A 16,580-nucleotide genomic window follows, 5' to 3' on the forward strand; every position below is an offset into this window, starting at 1 on the left:
CGTCTCGGGCTCAGCGGCTGCTCGTGTGGACGGCCCTGGACCGACGGAAGAGCCCGCTCCTGGGACGCGGCTCGTCGGCGTCGCGGCCGATGGGCGGCAGCGCGTCCGGGTCGTCGCCCTCGTAGGCCGCCGGGTCCCCGTCGTCGTAGCCGTCGGGCACCTCGGGCTCGTCGGCACGGCGGGGGGCGGCGGACTCCTCGTCCAGCCGGATGCGCGGGATCGAGCCGGTGGTGTAGTCCCCCGCCTCAAGGTCGCTGACGAGCACGCCCCGGTCCAGGCGGATGACGCGCTTGCGCATCGCGTCGACGGTGACGGTGTCGTGGGTGGCCATGACGACGGTGGTGCCGGTCCGGTTGATCCGGTCGAGCAGCTGCACGATGCCGAGGCTCGTGTCGGGGTCGAGGTTGCCGGTGGGCTCGTCGGCGAGCAGGATCGGCGGCCGGTTCACGAAGGCGCGGGCGATGGCCACGCGCTGCTGCTCACCACCGGAGAGCTGGTGGGGCAGGCGCTTCTCCATGCCGGCGAGCCCGACGAGCTCGAGGGTCTCGGGCACGGTCTGGCGGATGCGGGCGCGGCTGCTGCCGAGCACCTGCAGGGCGTAGGCGACGTTCTGGAAGACGGTCTTGTTGGGCAGCAGCCGGAAGTCCTGGAACACGCAGCCGATCTCGCGGCGCAGCGCCGGCACCTTGCGCTCGGGCAGGCGATCGAGCTCGCGGCCGGCCACGAGGACGCGGCCGCTCGTCGCGTCCTGCTCCTTCATGACGAGCTGCATCATCGTCGACTTGCCGGACCCCGACGTGCCGACGACGAAGGCGAACTCGCCTCGCGCGATCTCGAGGCTCACGTCCTCGAGCGCCGGACGAGTCGTCCGAGGGTAGGTCTTCGTGACGTTCTCGAAGAGGATCATGCGTCGGGCCTCGACTCGTGCTGGGGGCTACTGCTGGGAACTACCGGACTGCAGTGCTCACTGGGCTGGAACCGCACGGGCGCCGGGTCGGCACGTGACGGCATACGCAGGGCGCGTCCACGCGAGCGCTACGAGGCTACGTGGACGCGGACAGATCCCCCGGAAAGGCGTCGATCCCGGCGTGGCGGACCTTCCGGCCGGCCGGCGTCGCCGCCCTCAGTCCTGCTGGCGGTTCTGGCCGATCTGCCAACGGATGCCGGCCTCGATGAAGCCGTCGATGTCGCCGTCGAAGACCGCGCTCGGGTTGCCGGTCTCGTACTCGGTGCGCAGGTCCTTGACCATCTGGTACGGGTTGAGGACGTACGAGCGCATCTGGTCGCCCCAGCTCGCCTTGACGTCGCCGGCCATCTCCTTCTTGACCGCGGCCTCCTCGGCCTTGCGCTGCAGGAGCAGGCGGGACTGGAGCACGCGCAGCGCGGCGGCGCGGTTCTGGATCTGGCTCTTCTCGTTCTGCATCGAGACGACGATGCCGGTCGGGATGTGGGTCATTCGCACCGCCGAGTCGGTCGTGTTGACGCTCTGGCCGCCCGGGCCGCTGGAGCGGAAGACGTCGATCTTCAGCTCGTTCTCGGGGATGTCGATGGAGTCGTCGGACTCGATGAGCGGGATGACCTCGACCGCCGCGAAGCTGGTCTGGCGACGGCCCTGGTTGTCGAACGGGCTGATCCGCACGAGCCGGTGGGTGCCGCCCTCGACGGAGAGGTGGCCGTACGCGTACGGCACGTTGACCTCGAAGGTGGCCGACTTCAGGCCCGCCTCCTCGGCGTACGAGGTGTCCATGACCTTCGTCGGGTAGCCGTGGCGCTCGGCCCAGCGCAGGTACATCCGCATCAGCATCTCGGCGAAGTCGGCGGCGTCGACGCCACCCGCACCGGCGCGGATCGTGACGACGGCCTCGCGCTCGTCGTACTCGCCCGAGAGGAGCGTGCGGACCTCGAGCTCGCCGACGTCCTTCTTGAGCTTGGCGAGGTCGCGCTCGGCCTCCTCCATGGTGGCGGCGTCGTGCTCCTCCTGGCCCATCTCGACCAGGGTCTCGAGGTCCTCGATGCGCGCGTCCATGCCGAGGATGCGGTCGCGCTCGGAGTTGGCGCGGCTGAGGGCGCTCGTCACCTGCTGCGCGGCGTCGGGGTCGTCCCACAGGTCGGGCGCCGACGCCTGCTCCTCGAGCTCCTTGATGGTGCGGGCCAGCTCGTCGAGGTTGGTGACCCCACGCACGGAGTCCATCGTCGCGCGCAGGTCTCTGATCTCTTGCGTGAAGTCAACAGCCACGATCGAACAGCCTACGGCAGCGGCGCCGTGCGGGCGCACGCACGGCGAGCGACCGGTGCTCCGGCGCCGCGGGGACGACGTGCGCCCCCCGACCGGCGGCCCTCGCCCGGCTTGGGCGGCCGCGTGACGGGGAGCCCACGGCCGCCGGGACCGGATCGGTCGTGTGGGCGGCGCAACGCTTCGCCACGGTGAGATACGGGCTCGACTGGGACGGTGGCGGGGTCGAAGGTCCCGACGACGTTCCATCGGGACTCGGGGGTGGCCGCCTCGGGCGCCGACGGTTATGCCGAAGGCCCGACCCCGAGGGACCGGGCCTTCGGCGGCGTGCTGGCCCCGGGGCGCTCAGCAGTAGGTCGCCGTGCCGCCGCCCCTCCAGCTGCACGTGTCCACGGTCGTCCCGGACGCGTTCTTGAGGTATGCCGTGTCGCCGGTGTTGTTCCAGACGTACCAGGACTTGTTGTAGTAACGGTGGGCCGCCGTGGCGCTCCCACGGCCGGTGTGCACCGTGACCGTCGCCCCGGCCTTGAGGGCGAAGGCCGGGAACCGGTAGGTGTAGCCCGTCTTGTCGCGCAGCGTCCACCCGGTCAGGACTCGGTCGCTGCGAGTCGTGTTCTTGATGACGACGTACTCGGCGTTGAGGCTCGTGTTGCTCCCGGTGTCGGCGCCGGGCGAGTCGTACTGGACCTTGTAGATCATGATGGCCGGCAGCGCTTGGGCGGAGCTCGCCGCTGCGATGGGCGCGGCCACGCCCAGGCCCAGACCTGCTGTGGCCACGAGCGCCTTGGTGACGAAGGTGCGCATCTTCTCCCTGTCTGTCGTCGCGGCCGGTGCGAGCCGCGACACGTGTGGACGGCGCCGCCCGGGCGGCGGCGCGCGATCTCTCCTGAGGACGACGCACCACGCCACCGCGCATGGACGTGCTCCGGTGGCGTGGTGCGCCGGGACGCAGGTTAGGGGCACATCGTTGCGTGCGTGACCGGTTTGGGAGATTTTGCGCGGTTCGGCTAACCGAGTGGCGCCCGAGCCCTGGAGGTCACGGTGATGGTGACGCTGCTACCGAGCGAGTCGAGCACCCAGCCCGTCATCGGAAGGGTGGCCGTGCCCTGGAGCGTGACCACCGCGGTGTCGCCACCCTCGGCGCCAGTGTCGGGCACAAGCGACCACGAGGTGATGCCAGGTGGCCTCGGCGTCCGGGCCAGGTGCGCCGCAGCGGCGCTTGATACGGACTGGTCGGTGAGGGCCAGCCTGTCGAGGACCCCGTTCTGGTAGGCAGAGCTCTCGTCGAGCGAGTCGGCAGCATCGAGCGCCGCGGAGTCGGCCGTGTCGAGCAGGCGCATGCGTGCGAGCTGAGCCGCCGTCACGTCGACCGTGCCGAGCACGAGCAGGGTCGTCAGCACGAACAGCCCGAGGGCCAGCACGCCGATCTGGCCCTCCTCGGGAGCATGCCGTCTACGCAGCCCGGCGCGCACCCGGCGGACGAGCCTCACGCGGGACACGGCATACGTCGGTGTCATCGCGCCACGAACCGGTCGACGGACGCGACGTGCGTCGAGGAGACCGTCACCGACGCCGGCACGTGCGCGGCGATGAAGTCGGGCACGAGCGGCAGCGCGACGGCGATGGTGGCCGTCGCCGTCACGGTGCCCTCGGGGCGCAGGCAAGGCGAGCCGTCGCAGGAGACCGCGACCTCGGCAGCGCGGTCGAAGGCGAAGTCGGTGAAGGCGAGCGAGGCTGCGGCGCGGGCCCGCGCGAAGCCCTCGTCGTCGGACCGCGCCGTCACGAACGCCCGGCCGGCCTCGCGACCGGCCAAGGATGCCGAGAAAGAGGCCGCCTGCAGCCGGGCAGCCGTGAGGACAAGGTAGGTCAGCGGGAGCAGGAGCAGCATCCCGAGGAAGATGAACTCGAGGATGGCGCGGCCGTCCTCGGCCCCCGGGGCCCGGTGCGCGCCGCCTCCCCTTGTGGCTCGTAGGACCAGCCGTCGCGCCGGGTTCACGGGCCGGCTCCGGACACGACCTGCTCCTCGCTGAAGGCCCGGCCCGACACCGTGAGGCGACCGGATGGGCCGATCGGGCCGATGAGGGGCAGCGGTGCCGAGACGTGCACCTCCACGACGCGCACCCCGGAGGGAGTGACCGACCGGCTGGCCGTGACGTCCTGGGCGAACGAGGCGCTCAGTGCGGACGTCACCAGGGCGCGGGTGCGCGCCGTGCCGTCGCCGGGCTCGGCGTCCGCACGGGCTCCGTAGCGCGCTCCCTCGGAAGCCGCGGAGATGAGCGTGTTGCGGACGTAGAGGGCCAGGCCCAGCTGGAAGACGCCCATCGCGACCACGAGAAGCAGGGCGGCCACCATCACGAACTCGGCGATGGCAGACCCACACTCGGCCCGATAGCGCTGCTCGCGCGCGTCGGCCGCCGGCGAGGGGGCACGCCCTGCGACGCCGTCACGTCGCGACGGGTGTCCCTCGCCCCCGCCCCGTGGTCGAGACCGTGACCGTTCGGCGATGCGGAGGAGGAGCGATCCCGGGCCCGGCGCGACCGGGGCCAGGCGCCTCACGGGCCCTTGACGCTCGAGATCGCGTCGCTGAACAGCTGCCCGAGCTGCGGGCCCGCGAGCGCCCAGAGGGCGGTGACGAGTCCGGCCGTCATGATCGTGATGAGGACCCAGCCCGGGACGTCGCCACGGTCGCGCGGTCCTTTCACGCGACTGGACACAGCCGCAGCGAGCGCCGCTCGTGCCCGGGCCTGGCCGATGATGATGCGGTTCATTCCTGTCTCCCTGTGTTGGTGGTGCACTGGTGGTGGACCCGTCGGAGTGGGTCAGAGCTTGAGGTGGAGGAAGCTGAGGCCGGGGAACAGCGCGAAGAGGACGGTCACGGGCAAGGTCAGGAAGACGATGGGGACCATCATGTAGATCTCCTTCTTGCCACCCTCTTCCATGAGCGTCCGTCGGCCGTCCTCGCGGACGTCCTGGGCCTGGGCTCGCAGGACCTCCGCCAGCGGCGTGCCGCGCTCGACCGCGACGACGATCCCGTCGACGAAACGAGTGAGGCTCATCAGCCCCGTCCGGTCGGCCAGGCCCTGCAGTGCCGTGGGCAGGTTGGCACCGGCACGGGCGTCGGCGAGGCACCTGCGCAGCTCGTCGGAGAGCTCGCCGCGCGACAGTCGGCAAACGCGTTCCAAGGCGCCCACCGCCCCCTCGCCCGCACTGACGGCAAGTGCGAGCAGCTCTGCCACCGTGGGGAACTCGGTCAGCATGCGGGCTTCGCGCCGCGCGGCCGAACGGCTGAGGGCATAGTCGCGGGCAGCGATCCCGCCCAGCACGCCCACCATCACCATGACGACGAGCACCGGGACCGGGAAGCGCCGCTGGGCGGCTGCGACGAGGGCCGTGAAGGCCATGCCGGCGAGGCCGCCGAGCGCGCCCCACATCACCTGCTCCGCGCGGAAGGCCTCGATGTCGGCGGGCCGGCCCGCCCGCAGCTGCCGTCGAGCGACGGATGGAGCGCCGCCGAAGACGGCCCCCACCCCGCGACCGAGGCGGGCGACGTACGGCGCGAAGAGCTCACCGAAGCCGAAAGGGCCCCTCGGTGGCGCGGGCCGGGCCAGCAGGGTCGACGGTCGAGGGGTGTCGCGAAGATACGGCTCCAGCCGGTCGTCGAGGGTGGGTCGCCGACGTGCCGGGAGCCCCGCGACGACGAGGACGACTCCTGCGAGCAGGAGTACGCCTGCACTGGCTCCGGCCCAGGACCAGCCGGCTCCGAGGTCCCGCAGGGGGCCGCTCATCGCAGCACCCGCTCTTCCTCGGGAAGGCGTCCGATCCAGACCATGGCGCGGTAGGCCAGGGCGCACAGGGCGGCACCGACCGCGAGCACGACCCACCCGGTGGGTGAGGAGTAGGCGGTCAGAGAGCTGCCGTTGAGTGCGAGCAGCCCGAGGATGACCCAGGGCGCGCCGGCTGCCAGTCGTGCGGCGTTCACCGTCCAGCTCTGGCGTGTCTCCAGCTCGGAGCGGGTGCGGGCATCCTCGCGCAGGAACGAGGAGAGGGTGCGCAGCAGCCTGCCGAGGTCGCTGCCGCCCACCTCGCGGGCGATGCGCAGCGACTCCACGATGCGGTCACCGACGGGATCGCTCAAGCGGTCCTTGAGACGGTCGAGGCAGTCCTGGAACCGACCGGTCGTGCGGTAGTCCTCGGCGAAGGCCTCGAACGCCGGACGAAGCTCGGCCGGACCCCGGATGGCCAGCTGCGACAGCGCCTCCGGCAGTGCCAGACCTGCGCGGACGCCCGAGGTGATGTTGTCGACGACGTCCGGCCACAGGTCCCGCAGCTTGTTGCGACGCTTGCGCGCTCGCATCCGCACCAACGACAGCGGGAGGGCTCCTGCCATCAGGGCGAAGCACAGCGCGATGGGCAGGACGCGGGTGAGGGCGAGCACGAGCACCAGTGCCACAGAGAAGAGGACCACGGAACCGAGGATGACGTTGCCCGGGGTGACCGACGAGTAGCCGGCCTGTGTCAGGTGGTCGCGCAGGTTGAGCATGAAGCCGGCACGAGCCGCCCTCTTCGGCGCGGGCTGCTGCGGCCAGAAGGACCAGTAGACGAAGAAGACGCCGACGCCGAAGACCAGGCCGACGAGCAGCGGCGAGATCATGAGTCACCCTGCGCGAGAAGGGCGGCCACGTCGTAGCCGGCGCGTTCGAACGCTTCGCGGTGCGGCGGGAAGCCGTCGGCCCGGCGAAGCTGCCCGTTGCGCGTCACGAACAGGTCGGCGATCTCGATGACATCGCCCTCGGCCCGTCCCGGGACGGCGACGATCTCGCGCACCCGGCGCCGGCCGTCGCGCTCCAGCGCGACGTGCACCACGATGTCGATCGCCGCCGCGACCGTGGGCACCACGAACCGGCTCGAGACGTTCTCCCCCGCCAGCAGTGGCAGGGTGCACATCTTCGTCACGGCCTCGCGGGCACTGTTGGCGTGCACCGTGCACATGCCCGGCACCCCGCTGTTGAGGGCGATGAGCAGGTCGAGGCTCTCCTCCTGGCGCACCTCACCCACGATGATCCGCGAGGGCCGCATCCGCAGGGCCTCCTTGACCAGACGACGCAGCGGCACCTCCCCCGTGCCCTCGAGACTGGGCTGTCGGCACTGCATCGCAGCGACGTCGCGCTGCGGGATCTTGAGCTCGAAGACCTCCTCGCAGGTGACGATCCGCTCGCGCGGAGGGATCGCGGCGGCGAGGCAGTTCAGCAAGGTCGTCTTGCCCGCCTGGGTGCCGCCGGCCACGAGCACGTTGAGGCCGCTGGCGACGGCGGCCTCGAGGAACGTGGCCGACTGGCGATGGATCGTGCCGAGTCGGACGAGGTCGTCCAGATGATCAGCCTTGACGACAAACTTGCGGATGTTAACCTGCCAGTGGGCGCGGCTGATGTCGGGGATGACGACATGCAGGCGCGAACCGTCGGCCAGCGTCGCGTCGACGAAGGGACTGCTGAGGTCGACCCGGCGGCCGCTGGACCTCAGCATCCGCTCGACGAGGTCGCGCACGTCGTCGGCCGACAGGATCGTGGGTGTCAGCTCGGCGATGCCGCCTCGGGCGACGAACACCTTCGAGGGCTCGTTGATCCAGATCTCCTCGACGGCAGGATCGTCGAAGTACTGCTGGAGCGGGCCGTAGCCGGCGACGACCGCAAGGATGGAGTGGACGGCGAGTCGCTGGTCTCCCAGCGCGGGCAGGCCGCCGTGGAGGGAGCGCTGGTCGTAGTCCTGCACGGCATCCTGCACGAGTCGGCGGACAGCGTTGGTGTCGGTCGACGGGTCGAGCCCCGAGCGTCGGATGAGCTCGCGCACCTCGCCCTCGACGTGGCGTACCGCTTCATGCGTCGACATACGTTTTCCTGGACCCCTGTGAGCTGCTTGCGGACATCCTGCCCGGATAGTCCGGTTCTGGCGCGTCCAAGGTAGGACGAATCCGATCCGCTCGGCGAGCCCCATCCACAGCCGTCCGGCCGCGCCGTTGCTGGGGCAGCCGGTTGCCCGTGTGTGATGCGGTGCCTGGCTCTGCCGGCGAGCGCACCGTAACGCCCCGCCCGACGTCCGCCGGGCGTCGTCCACAGCTGTGCACGGCGCAGGAGGTGCGTACGGAGTCGGCGGTCTCATGGAGCCTCACGAGAGGAGGAGCCGTGCGCTTGACCTTTTCGGTGCTGGACCGTCGAAGGACCGATCAGCCCGTGCGTCATGTGACGATCGACGCTGCCACAGGAACGGTGTTCGGTGACCTCCGTGCTCGTCTCGCCGTGGCAGCGGGTGTGGCCGCGTCCGACGACCTCCACGTCGACGGCCGGCTCGTGGAGGACCGCGACGTCGTCGGCGAGCCGCCGCTCCTGCGCGGCGCACTTCTCGTCGCCGGCGCGCGCGTCCAGGAGGATGCCCGCTCCGCGGTGCCGCCGCAAGGCGCAGGCGCCGTGGAGCTACGGGTGGTCGGAGGTGTCCAGGCGGGCAACCTGGTCGTCCTCGGACGCGGCGAGCACATCATCGGCCGTGCGGCCTCCGCACAGGTCCGACTCGAGGATCCGGGGGTCTCCCGGGCACACGCGGTCCTGACCGTGTCGGCCGAAGGCCTGCACCTGAGGGACCTCGAGCCCACGAACAGCTCGCGCGTCGAGGGGTCGGCCCTACCGGCGCAGGGAGGGATGATCACCGCGGGCCAGCACGTGCGCATCGGCTCGACGTCCTTCGTGGTGGGACCCGTCGACATCCGTGGCGGACACCACGAGGTCGTCGACGGAGAGGTCCTCATCCACCGCCCACCACGCCTGCGCGGGGCTCGGGACGAGGTGACCGTGGCCTTCCCGGAGGCGCCGCGAGGGCCCGAGCACGGGCGCCTGCCGCTGCTCGCGTCCCTGGCGCCGCTGGTCCTGTCGGGCGTTCTGGCCGTCGTCCTCTCGTCACCCGCCCTGCTGCTCTTCGCCCTCATGTCGCCGGTCCTGCTGCTCGGGCAGTGGTGGAGCGACCGGCGGGCCGGTCGGAGCTCCCACCGACGGCAGCTCAAGTCGCATGCAGTGCAGCTGGCACAGGCCCGGGCAGAGCTCGAGAAGGCGGCGGACGCCGACGCGTCGAGGCGGCGCAGCGACCACCCCGACCTCGCCCACGTCGAGACGCTCGTGAGCCGGCGAGGCAGCCGTCTCTGGGAACGCAGGCCGACCGACAGCGACCATCTGGTCCTTCGGGTGGGCACCGCGACCCAGAGCGCCGAAGTGAACACCGAGGGCCCGGCTGACCCGCGACCACTTATGGACGAGCTGCCGGCCCTCGTGGACGTCGGCAGGTCAGGGGTGGTCGGCGTTGCGGGCCCCCGCGCGCACGCCTGCTCACTGGCTGGTGCGCTCCTGGTGCAGCTGGCGGCCTGGCACACACCTCGAACGCTGTCCCTGCACGTCCTCGCCGACACCGAGGACCACGGTCGCGAGTGGGAGTGGGCGGCCCACCTGCCGCACCTCGCCGACCGGGAGGACCACACCGGGCGCGTGTTCGCGGGTGCGGCCAGCGTGGTCGCACACGTCGCGTCGTTGCGCACGCTCGTGGAGAGCCGCCGCACCGCCCGGGAGGGCCTCGGCGTCATCGGCGAGCGCCGTGCACCCGATGTCGTCGTCCTGGTGGACGGTCCCAGCGCGCTGCGTACGCTGCCAGGCGTTTCCGAGCTGCTGAGGGAGGGTCCGCAGTCGGGCGTGGCTCTCATCTGCCTCGATCGTGACGTCGTGTCCCTCCCGCCGGAGAGCCGGGCCCTGCTCGAGATCGACGCGACCCGTCTCGAGGTCACCATCCGAGAGGACGGCCGGGTCCTCAGCGGCGTCGTCCCCGACCTTCCGTCCCCGGGCTCGCTGGAGGCCGTCTGCCGCACGATGGCGCCCTACGTGGACGCGACCCCGCAGGAGGGCATCGGCGCCCTCGATGGGCGTGTCTCCTTCGTCAGCCTCCACCGTTCGACGGGGAACGATCCGACCTCGGCCGCCAGCCTCGCCTCCGCCTGGAAGCGAAGCGAGGGCCGGCCCGTCGCCCTGCTCGGCCTCGCCGTCGAGGGCGCCGTCGTGGTTGACCTCGCTGCCGACGGTCCCCATGCCCTCGTCGGAGGTACCACCGGCTCGGGCAAGTCCGAGCTGCTGCAGACCCTCGTCACGGGACTGGCCGTCAGCAGCCCTCCCGACGAGCTCGCCTTCGTGCTCGTCGACTACAAGGGCGGCTCCGCGTTCAGCGAGTGCGCTCGCCTGCCCCACACTGTGGGACTGGTCACGGACCTCGACGCCCATCTCACCTCGCGGGCGCTCACCTCTCTCGACGCAGAGATGAAGCGTCGTGAGCGCCTCCTCGCGCAGGCGGGCGCGCGTGACCTCGACGGCTACCGCGTCGCCGCTTCCGTATGCCGTGACCTGCCTCCTCTGGCCCGGCTGGTCATCGTGGTGGACGAGTTCAAGGCGCTCGCCGAAGAGTTCCCCGACTTCGTCGAGGGGCTCGTGCGCGTCGCCGCCCTGGGCCGGTCGCTCGGCCTGCACCTGGTGCTGGCGACGCAACGGCCGGCCGGGATCGTGACGGCCGACATGCGGGCCAACATCGCCCTGCGCATCGCCCTACGCGTTCGCGACCGGGCCGACAGCGACGACGTCATCGACTCCGCGGACGCCGCGACCCTCGATCCGCGCACCCCGGGAAGGGCGTGCCTGCGGACCGGCGACCACACGTTGCGCACGGTGCAGACGGCCTACCTCGGCGCCAGCCTGCCGTCAACGGTCCCGGGACCCAGCGCCATCCGCGTCGTCGCCCGCGACCTCCTGGCCGCCCTACCTGTGGAGGACAGCTCCGGGGGCGTGGAGGACAGCACCGAGGGCGCACCCGACAGCGAGGAAGGCGATGGCGACGACACCTGCCGCGAGGAGAGGATCGGCGGTCGGGGATGCACCGAGCTCCACACCGTCGTCCAGGCGGCACGCGCAGCCGCGGAGGCCCTCGACCTCCGGCCCGCACCCCAGCCCTGGCTGCCGCCGTTGCCGAGTCTGCTGACCGCCTCGGACCTGGCGAGCGCGACGGACCGTGCGGCGGCGGAGGACGCGGCGGCGGACGGCGACGAGGGTGCCCTTCTCGGCCTCGTCGACCTCCCGCGAGAGCAGCGACAGGTTCCTCTGCGCTGGCGGCCCGAGCGGGACGGTCACCTGGGCCTGGCGGGCGGGCCGCGCTCGGGTCGCACCACGGCGCTCATCACGACTGCGCTCGCCCTGGCCGGCCGGCTCTCGCCTGACCAGCTCCACCTCCACGTGGTGCAAGGCGTCGCAGGCCCGGCCGGCGTACTCGCAGGCCTCCCCCACGCCGGGACCGTCACCGACGCCACCGAGCCCGGGCTCACCCGGCGCCTGCTGACCCGCCTGTTGGAGCTGGTCGACGGCCAGGTGGAGGGACCCCGGGCCGTGGTCGTGCTCGTGGACGGTTGGGAGTCCGTCGAGGAGTCGTTGACGGCAACCGACCACGGCACCGGCATCGACGACGTGCACCGTCTGCTGCGCGACGGCCCCTCAGCGGGCGTCTGGTTCGTTGTCGCCGGAGGGCGCGCCGTGCTGTCCGGCCGGCTGCCCGGACTGCTGCAACGTCGGCTCGTGCTCGCGATGCCCGACCCCCTCGACCTCACGCTCGCCGGAGTCGCTCCGGACCAGGCTCCGACGCATCTGATACCCGGGCGCGCCATCGACCTGACGACGGGGAACCACGTCCAGCTCGCCGTTCCCGGGACCGACGCGTCGACCTCCGCCACTGCCGTGGCCGTTGAGCGCGCCGGCTCTCGCCCCACGCCGGAGCCGAGCTGTGGCACCCCCCACCACAGGGCGTCTGACCCCGGGGCGTGCCACCCCGGCGTGGCCGACCTCGGACCTTCGGACTCTGCGGCGCGACCGTCGACGCCCTGGCGGATCAAGGCCTTGCCGGCCCACGTGGTCATCGACCACCGGGACCGCGACGACCAGGAGGGCGACAGCGACCGGCTCGTCCTCGGCGTCGGCGGTGACGAAGCGCGCCCGGTGGGGCTGACCCCGGCCTTGGGGCACCGCAGGTTCCTCGTCGCGGGTCCCCCGCGGTCCGGTCGGTCGACCACCCTGACGACGCTGGGTGAGCGACTCGTGCGGCAGGGCCGGCACGTCACCGCGCTCTGCGCGCGTCGGTCACCGCTCGCGGCCTGGGCCGGGGCACGCGGCGTCCGCGTCCTGGCTCCCGACGACGCCACCGAGCTCATCGAGCTGCGCCGAGGCGATCCTGACCTCTGCGTCCTGGTCGATGACGTCGAGGTGGTCGAAGGTAAGCCGGTCGAAGCCGCTCTCGTGGAGACCGTTCGACTCGTCGGCGAGACCGACGGGCTCGTCGCGGTCGCGGCCGAGCTGGCTCGGGCCAACAGCGCCTTCCGAGGGCTGGTGCCGGAGGTCGCCCGCGACGGCTGCGGGCTCGTCCTCGGCGCCACGATCCCGGCGGACGGGGACGTGCTCGGCGCGCGGCTGGACCCAGCGATGGCACGCCGCCCCGGACGTGGCCATCTCGTCGTCGATGGTCAGGCGGTGCCGGTCCAGGTGGCCCGTCTCGATCTCGAGCGCCCTCTCCCCGACCTGCCTGCCACGTCTTCCACCCCTGCGATGCCTGCTGGACCGTCGCGCTGTCAGTCCCACGCCCGTCCGGCACGAGGAGATCAGGCGACGCTCCTCTGACGTCGACGGCCTCCTGCCCGTGCTCCCGCCAATGCCGGATCCTCCGCGCTCGCAGGCCCCGACAGGTCAGGTCTCAGCCCGCCGCCTTGGGTGGCAGAGGCCGCGGGTCGGCCGCGCCGTTGGCCGTCACGGACCAGCCACCCCGGAGCCAGCACGCGCGCGGCTCAGCGGACCCGGGTCGGCAGGTGGGTGCGCGGTGCCATCCGAGCGCCGCGGCGCGGCCGGCGCTGACCCGCGAGCCCAAGCAGCTGCTGCACGCGGTACCGGTGGCCGCGGTAGGGCTCGAGCAGCTCCGCCAGGCCCTCGTCGTCGACAGGCGTTCCGGTCAGCGCCCAGCCGATGTCCTTGGCGACGTGGTAGTCGCCGAAGGAGACGGAGTCGGGGTCACCCAGGGCTCGCTGCGCGACCTCAGCCGCGGTCCACACCCCCACCCCGGGCAGGGCCCGGAGGCGACGGTGCGCCTCCGCGAGCGACAGGGACGCGGCCTCCTCCAGCCGGCCGGCATACCCCGCGGCCCGGACGGCGGTCTGCGAGCGTGCCCCGTCGACGGAGGCCTGCAGCCACGCCCAGGACGGGATCGCCGCCCACCCGGCGGCCGTCGGGGGCGCCATGAGTCCCGGGAAGGGACCGGGAGCCGGGGTTCCGAAGCGGCGAACCAGCCTCCGGTAGCCGGCGAAGGCCTCCTGGCCCGTGACCTTCTGCTCGATGACGGCCGGCACGAGCGCATCGAGGACCAGGCCCGAGCGCGGCACCCGCCAGTGCGCGAAGCGCCGCCACGCCTGCGCCACGACGTCATGGTGGGTCACGAAGCCGGAAGGATCGTCGTACGCGCCCAGGAGGGCCGGCACCGACTCGAGCAGCCACTGGGCCCCCGGACCCCAGGCCTGGGCGTGCACCACGGACTCCCCCACCCGGCAGGCCAGGTGGAGCGTGCCCACACCCTCGGGTGTCTGGGCCGCCCTGGTCACCGTCCCGTCGACGCCGAAGCGCGACGTTGGGTCTCCCGAGCCCCTGCGGAAGACGCCGAGCTGGGCCCGCAGCGCGATCTCGCGGTCGCTGCGCCACCGTCGGGTCAGGGGTCCGGGCACCACAACATCCTCGCCTACACTCGGCACCGTCGCCGCACGGGTCACCGCCCCGTCACGGCGACCGCGACTCACACGCACGGCCGGCCCGCCCGGGCATCCGGCCCCGGACCCGCCACCCGGCACCCGGCACCTGGACAGGAACGAGGAACGATGGCCCGCGAGACGACCCGAGACCGCCGCGAGCGCGTCGCAGCGATGCAGGCCGCCCAGAAGAGGTCAGAACGCCGCCGCCTCCTCGTCGTCATCGGCGCCTGCGTCGCCGTCATCGCCATCATCGCCGCGGCCGTCACCTGGGCCGTCGTCGGCGAGCAGAACAAGAAGAACCAGGCCATCGCCGGCATCAGCGGGGACGCCACCGCCGCCGCGTGCGACCCCATCACCAACGACCCGGCCAGCGGCAGCAGCGACCACGTCGGCCCCGGCACCAACCAGCCGGGCGTCACCAAGATCCAGTACTCCACGGTCCCCCCGTCGAGCGGCAAGCACTTCGCGGTGCCGGCCGTCGACTCGCGCCGGGTCTACACCGTCGCGGACGTGCCCGCCGTCGAGACGCTCGTGCACAACCTCGAGCACGGCTACACGATCCTCTGGTACGACCGCTCCGTCGAGAAGGAGCAGGCGGCGGCCTTCCAGGCGCTCGCCACCAAGGTCAACGCCATGAAGGAGTCGGCCAACAAGTTCCTCATCGTGCCGTGGAACCCGGCCTACGGCAGCTTCCCGGCCGGCAAGAAGTACGCGTTGTCGCACTGGGCCGCGGACGTGGACCAGAGCACCGGCAAGGTCGGCAAGCAGACGGGCCACCGCCAGCTCTGCGGCGGCCTCAGCACGACCGTGGTCGAGGACTTCGTCAAGAAGTTCCCGTGGAGCTCGGCGCCCGAGCCGGGCGCGGCCTGACCCAGCGCGTCACCCCGGCGCGCGACCCCGACGCGGCGCACGCGATCGGCCCCCGGTGGACCCACTGGACCCCCGGGGGTCAACAGCGTCGCGCCGGGTTAGCCTGCGGGAATGGCCATCATCGGTGAGTACGTCCCCAGTCCCAGCCAGTGGGTGCGCGACCAGGTCGAGACGATCGAGCGCACCGGCACGACCGACTCCGTCGACATCATGGGCCTGCCCGTCGTCCTGCTGACGATGCGCGGGGCCAAGAGCGGCGCGATCCGCAAGGTCCCGCTCATGCGCGTCGAGCACGAGGGCTCGTTCGCGGCGGTGGCCAGCCAAGGCGGTGCCCCGGCGCACCCGCAGTGGTACCACAACCTCCTCGCGCACCCCGACATCGAGCTGCAGGCCGGCACGGAGACCTTCCCCGTGCACGCGCGCGAGCTCGAGGGCGAGGAGCGCCGGCAGTGGTGGGAGCGCTGCGTCGCCGCGTTCCCGTCCTATGCCGAGTACCAGACGAAGACGGACAGGCTCATCCCGGTCTTCGTCCTCGAGCGCCGCGACGCGACCGCCTGACGCCGACCGGGGTGTGCCCGCCGCCCCGCACGTCGGCACCGCACGTCAGCACCGCACGTCAGCACCGCACGTCAGCCGCGCAGGTCGGCCTCGCTGAGATCGGCCTCGCCGGCGGCCTCTCCGGCGGCCTGCCGCTCGCTGACGAGGTGGTGCGAGCGGGCATAGAGCCAGCCGCCGCCTGCGCACACCACGTCGACGACCGTGACGATGAAGCGGGACATGATGGCGACGGCCGCCGCGGCCGGCGTGGGGATCGCCGTGGCGAGCACCAGCGTGAGGAGCCCCTCGCGGGCGCCCAGGCCCGCGGGCAGGACGACTGTCAGCATGCCGAGCGACACCGACAGGGCGTAGCCGGTCATCGCCGCCGTCGTGAGGTCCGGGTGGGGAACCCCGTTCGGGGCCACCGCGCGGGCCAGCAGGAGCGTGTGGACGCCGAAGGCCAGCCACACCAGGACGAAGGTCCCGACGGCGCGCAGCACCGCCCCGCCCGAGAGCTGCTGCTCGAGCGGGCGGCGCTTGAGCAGGCGCAGCCCCCGGTCGATGATCGCGTTGAGCAGCCGGGGCACGCACAGCACGACGAGGATCGGCAGCCCGAGCAGCAGCCACCAGTCGAAGCCGTCCGAGTCGCGCGTGAGCAGGAACGAGGCGGCGGGGAGCCCCACGAGCAGACCGGTCAGCAGGGACAGCCCCAGGGCGAGCAGGCCCGTGACCGCCGTGCGGCGCCGCGGCACCCTCAGGTGGCTGCCGATGTCGGCCTGCACCAGCACCGACCAGAGCGAGCCCGGGAGGTACTTCCCGAGCTGCCCGACGAAGTACACGCCGGACGCCGGGGCCACGTGCAGGTCGGAGCCGAGGTCGCGTAGCAGCGTCCTCCACCCGATCATCGTCAGCCACGTCCCGACGGCCGCGGCCAGCGTGGACCACAGGAAGGTGGACCACGAGATCTTGCCGAGCTGCACCGACATGTCGGCCCAGTTGCGGGCCACGGCGTAGCCGACGGCGGCGAGCGTGATGAGCGCGATGCCCACGCGGAGGACGGTGAGGATCTGTGAGCGCTTCATGTCCCCACCATCATCG

The 16,580-nt window shown here is 72.2% G+C and carries 15 protein-coding genes; 3 read left to right on the plus strand and 12 right to left on the minus strand.

The window, feature by feature from the left end:
- Positions 1 to 10 precede the first annotated feature (10 nt).
- The 10 genes from ftsE to ABD241_RS16550 all read right to left on the minus strand — a co-directional run bounded on the left by ftsE (position 11) and on the right by ABD241_RS16550 (position 8,119).
- A complete protein-coding gene (ftsE, locus tag ABD241_RS16505; protein ID WP_344065060.1) occupies positions 11 to 907 on the minus strand; it encodes a cell division ATP-binding protein FtsE in 897 nt (298 codons plus the stop codon).
- Between the two features lie 216 nt (positions 908 to 1,123).
- The gene (gene prfB, locus ABD241_RS16510; protein WP_344065063.1) at positions 1,124 to 2,236 is read right to left on the minus strand and encodes a peptide chain release factor 2; all 1,113 of its coding nucleotides are present in this window, start codon (positions 2,234 to 2,236) and stop codon (positions 1,124 to 1,126) included.
- 342 nt (positions 2,237 to 2,578) lie between these two features.
- Positions 2,579 to 3,037 (minus strand): lamin tail domain-containing protein, encoded by a 459-nt coding sequence (locus ABD241_RS16515; protein WP_344065066.1) that lies wholly within the window; start codon positions 3,035 to 3,037, stop codon positions 2,579 to 2,581.
- Between the two features lie 203 nt (positions 3,038 to 3,240).
- The gene (locus ABD241_RS16520) at positions 3,241 to 3,723 is read right to left on the minus strand and encodes a pilus assembly protein TadG-related protein (RefSeq protein WP_344065070.1); all 483 of its coding nucleotides are present in this window, start codon (positions 3,721 to 3,723) and stop codon (positions 3,241 to 3,243) included.
- 23 nt (positions 3,724 to 3,746) lie between these two features.
- Positions 3,747 to 4,229 (minus strand): pilus assembly protein, encoded by a 483-nt coding sequence (locus tag ABD241_RS16525; protein WP_344065073.1) that lies wholly within the window; start codon positions 4,227 to 4,229, stop codon positions 3,747 to 3,749.
- Positions 4,226 to 4,600 carry a TadE family protein gene (locus ABD241_RS16530; protein WP_344065339.1) on the minus strand — a complete coding sequence of 125 codons (375 nt, stop codon included), beginning with the start codon at positions 4,598 to 4,600 and terminating at the stop codon, positions 4,226 to 4,228. Before ABD241_RS16530 ends, ABD241_RS16525 begins: the two co-directional genes overlap by 4 nt.
- A gap of 185 nt (positions 4,601 to 4,785) precedes the next feature.
- Complete coding sequence (locus ABD241_RS16535; RefSeq protein WP_344065077.1) at positions 4,786 to 5,001, minus strand: hypothetical protein; 216 nt, start codon at positions 4,999 to 5,001, stop codon at positions 4,786 to 4,788.
- Between the two features lie 51 nt (positions 5,002 to 5,052).
- A complete protein-coding gene (locus ABD241_RS16540) occupies positions 5,053 to 6,018 on the minus strand; it encodes a type II secretion system F family protein (protein WP_344065080.1) in 966 nt (321 codons plus the stop codon).
- Positions 6,015 to 6,884, minus strand: coding sequence for a type II secretion system F family protein (locus ABD241_RS16545; protein ID WP_344065083.1), 870 nt, complete (start codon positions 6,882 to 6,884; stop codon positions 6,015 to 6,017). The genes ABD241_RS16540 and ABD241_RS16545 overlap by 4 nt, the downstream gene beginning before the upstream one ends.
- The gene (locus tag ABD241_RS16550) at positions 6,881 to 8,119 is read right to left on the minus strand and encodes a TadA family conjugal transfer-associated ATPase (protein WP_344065086.1); all 1,239 of its coding nucleotides are present in this window, start codon (positions 8,117 to 8,119) and stop codon (positions 6,881 to 6,883) included. The genes ABD241_RS16545 and ABD241_RS16550 overlap by 4 nt, the downstream gene beginning before the upstream one ends.
- A 341-nt stretch (positions 8,120 to 8,460) precedes the next feature.
- On the opposite strand from ABD241_RS16550, the gene ABD241_RS16555 reads away from it, so the two are divergent.
- The gene (locus ABD241_RS16555) at positions 8,461 to 12,963 is read left to right on the plus strand and encodes an FtsK/SpoIIIE domain-containing protein (RefSeq protein ID WP_344065089.1); all 4,503 of its coding nucleotides are present in this window, start codon (positions 8,461 to 8,463) and stop codon (positions 12,961 to 12,963) included.
- A 164-nt stretch (positions 12,964 to 13,127) separates the two neighbouring features.
- On the opposite strand, the gene ABD241_RS16560 is transcribed toward ABD241_RS16555, so the two are convergent.
- Positions 13,128 to 14,054, minus strand: a complete 927-nt coding sequence (locus tag ABD241_RS16560) for a DNA-3-methyladenine glycosylase family protein (RefSeq protein ID WP_344065092.1) — start codon at positions 14,052 to 14,054, stop codon at positions 13,128 to 13,130.
- A gap of 147 nt (positions 14,055 to 14,201) precedes the next feature.
- Here ABD241_RS16560 and ABD241_RS16565 point away from each other — a divergent pair, with 147 nt between their 5' ends.
- Entirely contained in the window at positions 14,202 to 14,945 is a 744-nt protein-coding gene (locus ABD241_RS16565; RefSeq protein ID WP_344065094.1) for a DUF3105 domain-containing protein, read from the plus strand.
- 111 nt (positions 14,946 to 15,056) lie between these two features.
- Positions 15,057 to 15,503 carry a nitroreductase family deazaflavin-dependent oxidoreductase gene (locus tag ABD241_RS16570; protein WP_344065097.1) on the plus strand — a complete coding sequence of 149 codons (447 nt, stop codon included), beginning with the start codon at positions 15,057 to 15,059 and terminating at the stop codon, positions 15,501 to 15,503.
- Positions 15,504 to 15,574: 71 nt separating this feature from the next.
- On the opposite strand, the gene ABD241_RS16575 is transcribed toward ABD241_RS16570, so the two are convergent.
- Positions 15,575 to 16,564 (minus strand): lysylphosphatidylglycerol synthase domain-containing protein, encoded by a 990-nt coding sequence (locus ABD241_RS16575; protein WP_344065100.1) that lies wholly within the window; start codon positions 16,562 to 16,564, stop codon positions 15,575 to 15,577.
- Positions 16,565 to 16,580 lie beyond the last annotated feature (16 nt).

It is taken from the genome of Terrabacter lapilli, from assembly GCF_039531305.1.
GTDB lineage: Bacteria > Actinomycetota > Actinomycetes > Actinomycetales > Dermatophilaceae > Terrabacter > Terrabacter lapilli.

What these genes read in the sequence shown, in the direction of transcription:
- ABD241_RS16565 (WP_344065094.1), top strand. Translation starts at nt 14,202, where the DNA reads ATGGCCCGCGAGACGACCCGAGACCGCCGCGAGCGCGTCGCAGCGATG.
- ABD241_RS16535 (WP_344065077.1), bottom strand. Translation starts at nt 5,001, where the DNA reads ATGAACCGCATCATCATCGGCCAGGCCCGGGCACGAGCGGCGCTCGCT.
- ABD241_RS16570 (WP_344065097.1), top strand. Translation starts at nt 15,057, where the DNA reads ATGGCCATCATCGGTGAGTACGTCCCCAGTCCCAGCCAGTGGGTGCGC.
- ABD241_RS16515 (WP_344065066.1), bottom strand. Translation starts at nt 3,037, where the DNA reads ATGCGCACCTTCGTCACCAAGGCGCTCGTGGCCACAGCAGGTCTGGGC.
- ABD241_RS16550 (WP_344065086.1), bottom strand. Translation starts at nt 8,119, where the DNA reads ATGTCGACGCATGAAGCGGTACGCCACGTCGAGGGCGAGGTGCGCGAG.
- ABD241_RS16575 (WP_344065100.1), bottom strand. Translation starts at nt 16,564, where the DNA reads ATGAAGCGCTCACAGATCCTCACCGTCCTCCGCGTGGGCATCGCGCTC.
- ABD241_RS16540 (WP_344065080.1), bottom strand. Translation starts at nt 6,018, where the DNA reads ATGAGCGGCCCCCTGCGGGACCTCGGAGCCGGCTGGTCCTGGGCCGGA.
- ABD241_RS16545 (WP_344065083.1), bottom strand. Translation starts at nt 6,884, where the DNA reads ATGATCTCGCCGCTGCTCGTCGGCCTGGTCTTCGGCGTCGGCGTCTTC.
- ftsE (WP_344065060.1), bottom strand. Translation starts at nt 907, where the DNA reads ATGATCCTCTTCGAGAACGTCACGAAGACCTACCCTCGGACGACTCGT.